We start from the raw sequence: 4,243 nt of genomic DNA on the forward strand, positions 1-4,243 counted from the left end.
GCTAGAACTCCAGCCCCATGCAGCAGATGTATGTCACCATGAGCGCCAGTGCAAAACCGAATCGCAGCCTGTTCTACCTGGACCTGCTGCGGGCCATCGTCACCGTCGCAGACTGCGGCAGCTTCACCACCGCTGCCGCACGACTGCATTCGACCCAGTCCACGATCAGCCAGAAGATCCGCCGCCTGGAGGACATGGCCGGCCACCCGTTGCTGGTGCGCGGCAACCGCGACGTACACCCGACCGACGCCGGCCAGACCCTGCTCGGCCAGGCCCGGCAGATGCTGGCGTTGAACGAGCAGATGCTCCAAGCGCTGGCCGGCGCGACGGTGGCGGTGACGGTGCGGCTGGGCGTGCCGGAGGATTTCGTCACCGCCCGCACCACGCAACTGCTGGGCAGTTTCAACCGCAAGCATCCACAGGTGAAACTGGAAGTCACCAGTGGCCTCAGTCGCGACCTCACCAGCGCATACGATCATGGCGAACTGGACCTGGTACTGATCAAGCAGCGGCGCAACAGCCGTGAAGCCACTGCCTGCTGGGCCGAACCGATGCGCTGGATCGACAGCGCGCGCAGTCCCTGCATCCTGCTGGATCCGGTGCCACTGGTGACCTTCCCGCCCCGCGGCCTCTACCGCGACGACCTGATCGCCGCAGTGGAAGCGATGGGGCGGCGGTGGCGGATCAGCTTCACCAGCTCCAGCCTCGGTGGCATCCAGGGCGCCGTCGCTGATGGCATGGGCATCAGTCTGGTGCCGGCGCGGGCGATGACCCGCGAGCATCGCGCACTGACCCGTCGACATGGCCTGCCGCCCATGGAAAACATGGAGATCGCCCTGCTGCATCGCCCGGGCGCGGATCCGATGGTGCACGAACTCGCTGCACGCCTGGGCAGGCTCATCGAGCGCGAGCAACGCTGATTGGCGAGGTGCCATGCGTGAAGAAGCCGCGCGGAAAGTGACGGCGCTCGCGTACTGCACGTAGGAATCGTCTTAAATTCGTGCATAAACAGCATTGATGCACATGCGAACGGGGAGAATTCGTCAACACTCCCTATTGCGTGCCCCCATTGTCCAACAGCAAACAGATCCCATGAGCGGACAGGCCTCTCCCTGCACCCTGAAGATCGCGCTGCTTGACGACCATGATGTTGTCCGGCACGGCAGCTTCGTCCATCTTTCCGCCGACCCGCGTTTCGACGTGGTCGGCAACCACGCGCACAGCAGCGCACTGATGTTCACCCTGGCAACCCGCCGCGTGGATGTGGCCGTCATCGATTACACCCTCGGCCACGACGACATGCCTGGCCTGGATCTGCTGCACCTGCTGCGCGAGCGCTTTCCCTGGGTGCGGCTGCTGCTGTTCACCGCACACTCCAGCCGGGTGATGGTATCGACCATCATCAGCGCCGGCGCGGCCGGGGTGGTCACCAAAAGCGAGCGCCTGGATGCACTGGCCATCGCGGTGACCCAGGTCGCCACCGGCCTGTGCCGGCTGCCGCACGGCTGTGGCGAGGAACTGGAGGACGCCAGCCTCTCGCGCAGCGAGCGCGAAGTGCTGCGCCTGTGCCTGACCGGGATGAGCGTCAGCGAGATCGCCCTGCGCCGCCATCGCAGCATCAAGACCGTCAGCACCCAGAAGCAGGCTGCGTTCCGCAAGCTGGGGCTGCGCACCGATGGCGACCTGTATACGCTGCGCCACCAGCTGTCGGCACTATGACGGCGCGGCTCGCCCGCCTTTTTGCAGTCACCCTGCTGCTGGTCGTCACTCCGACCAGCGCATCCATGCAGGCCGTGCCGGCCTCGTCAGCGGTGCGCAACGTGCGGGTCGCGCTGGATCCCGCGCAGCGCCGCGCGCTCGCGCTGTCGTCCAGGCCGACGCCGTTTGCCAGCCTTGCCCATGGCTATTCCGAACTGGTGGGCCAGCGCACCGGCATGCGCTTCAAGGCGTCCGCGGCCTCCTCCAGCGTTTCGGCCCTGCAGGCGGTGTGCGAACACGACGCCGACCTGATGCTGCTGCTTGGCGAACTGGAGAATGCGCCGTGCCCGCTCAGCGCCTCCCCGCCGTACTATCGCGGCGAGACACTGGTGGCCGTCCGTCATGCCGGTGCCGCGCAGATCGGCCTGGACGTCAGCCCCCCGCACCGGGTTGCGGTGGTCCAGGGCAGTCGCTATCCGCAGTGGCTGCAGGCGCACTATCCGCAAGTCCAGGTGATCACTGCCACAGACCTGTCCGGCGCGCTCTGGGCAGTTGAGACCGGGGTCACCGATGCCGCGCTCGGCCTGGACATCCTGATCCGCCCGCTTGTCCGCCGCGAGCATGCCGACAGCCTCCTGCTGCGCAGCGCGCCGGACGGCATGCCGGGCAACGTCCGTCTGGTCGCGCGCGCCGCCGACCAGCACATGCTCGACGACATCGACGCGGCGATGCAGGCGATCACCCCGCAACAGCATGCACAGGTGCTGCAGCGGCTGGCGCAGCGAACCTACTTCGATGCACCTTCACTGGCCGCGCTGTTCCGGCATTTCCGCTGGGAGCTGATGGCAACGGGAATGGGCCTGTCGCTGATGCTGGCCACCGGCGCCTGGCTGGTCCGCGCGCATCAGTCGGCGCAGCGCCACGAGCGCAACCAGGCGCGCGTCATCGGGGTGATGAGCCATGAGGTGCGCAACGCGGCGCAGGCCCTGGTGGCATCGGTGGACCTGCTGAGCCAGTCGGGACTGGACAAGGGGCAACGCCAGTTGGTGGACGCCGCATGTGCCGCCGGGGTCGGCCTGCGCCAGCTGCTCGACCATGCACTGGATTACTCACGCACGGCCACCGGCCAATTCGGGCCCTGCATGGGCTGGCACGACATCAACCCGTTGGCGCACGACTGTGTCAACGCGATCCGGCCCGCCGCCGAAGCCAAAGGGCTGCGCATCAGCCTGCTGCTTACCCCCGACCCGCTGCCGCAACTGCGCACCGACGCGACCGCGTTGCGGCAGATACTCAACAACCTGCTCGGCAATGCGTTGAAGTTCACCGCACAGGGCGCTATCGAGGTCCGCTTCCGCCTGCTGCGCCGCCCTGCGGGCAACCGGCTGCAGGTGGCGGTCAGCGATACCGGCGTGGGCATTCCTGTCGAGCGCCAGTCCAGTGTTTTCAAGCCGTTCGCGCAGGCACATGACGACCACTCGCGCGAGATGGGCGGCGTTGGGCTGGGCCTGTCGATCTGCCGCACCCTGGTGCATGCCCTGCAGGGCAACATCGAGCTGCACAGCCAGCCCGGCCAGGGCAGCCGCTTCGAGGTAACGCTGCCGGTTTGCTGTCTCTCCACGAACGCAACGGTGGCGGGCCAGCCACTGGCTGGCCACAGCCTGCTCCTGGTTGAGGACCATGCACCAAGCCGCACCATCGTGGCGCGGCAGCTGGCTGCACTGGGCGCGGCGGTACGCACCTGCTCCGATGGCGCCAGTGCGCTGCGCCTGCAGGCCGCCCACCCCAGCACGCTGCTCATGATCGACTGCGACCTGGCGGACATGAGTGGCTACCAGCTCGCGGCCGCGCTGCGCGGGCTGGAGCGCGCACACGCGCGTCCGGCCGCGTTGCTGGTGGCATTCTCCGGCACCGATTCGCTGGCGCATGTGCAGCGCTGCCGCGCCAGCGGCATGGACGCCGTGTTGGGCAAGCCGCTGGACCCTGCGCAACTGCTGGCGGTAGTGGGCGTGGCGACCGACGAAGGCGCCACATCGGCAGCGGCGATGACCGCGCACGACCCGTCGTGGGCGCCCTTCCTCCACTCCCTACAGCAGGAGGTCCTGGCAGTGCGGCAGGCACGGAAGGATGGCGAACTGCGGCTGGTGCGCTATCACGCCCACCGCGCGGCCGGGRTGCTGCGCATGCTCGGCCACGAAGGGCTGGCCGGCACCGCCGCCGACCTGCACGAGCTGAGCCTGGCCAACACCCTGGACTGGGACGAAATGGACCCGCTGCTCGACCACCTGCAGCAGGCGGTTGCGATGCTGACCGAGGCGTGCGCTATTTGAGCTGCAGCGGATAGCGCTGCCACAGCACGTGTACCAGGAAGCCGGTCAGCTCCGGGTCCTTGCTGCTGATCGCCGCGCGGATCTTGTCCAGCAGCACCATGTCGCTGCAGGAGCGCACGTCGGCGTGCCCGGCCTGGCCGGCACGACGCGCACGGTAGCGCGCAGCGCGCTGCGCATCGGTCATCGCGTAGCCGAACGTGGGCGGACGGCCGCGC

At 68.0% G+C, this 4,243-nt stretch carries 4 protein-coding genes; 3 read left to right on the forward strand and 1 reads right to left on the reverse strand.

The window, feature by feature from the left end; all coding sequences use genetic code 11:
• Positions 1-38: 38 nt before the first annotated feature.
• The 3 genes from ACXJKH_RS16105 to ACXJKH_RS16115 all read left to right on the forward strand — a co-directional run bounded on the left by ACXJKH_RS16105 (position 39) and on the right by ACXJKH_RS16115 (position 4,028).
• The gene (locus tag ACXJKH_RS16105; protein ID WP_457320803.1) at positions 39-920 is read left to right on the forward strand and encodes a LysR family transcriptional regulator; all 882 of its coding nucleotides are present in this window, start codon (positions 39-41) and stop codon (positions 918-920) included.
• Positions 921-1,092: 172 nt separating this feature from the next.
• Positions 1,093-1,719 (forward strand): response regulator transcription factor, encoded by a 627-nt coding sequence (locus ACXJKH_RS16110; protein ID WP_256776719.1) that lies wholly within the window; start codon positions 1,093-1,095, stop codon positions 1,717-1,719.
• Positions 1,716-4,028 carry an ATP-binding protein gene (locus tag ACXJKH_RS16115; protein ID WP_457320799.1) on the forward strand — a complete coding sequence of 771 codons (2,313 nt, stop codon included), beginning with the start codon at positions 1,716-1,718 and terminating at the stop codon, positions 4,026-4,028. The genes ACXJKH_RS16110 and ACXJKH_RS16115 overlap by 4 nt, the downstream gene beginning before the upstream one ends.
• Here the strand turns inward: ACXJKH_RS16115 and ACXJKH_RS16120 are convergent.
• The coding region (locus ACXJKH_RS16120; RefSeq protein WP_457320801.1) for a hypothetical protein at positions 4,021-4,243 on the reverse strand (223 nt) is incomplete at its 5' end. The genes ACXJKH_RS16115 and ACXJKH_RS16120 overlap by 8 nt on opposite strands.

It is taken from the genome of Stenotrophomonas sp. P5_B8, from assembly GCF_054049855.1.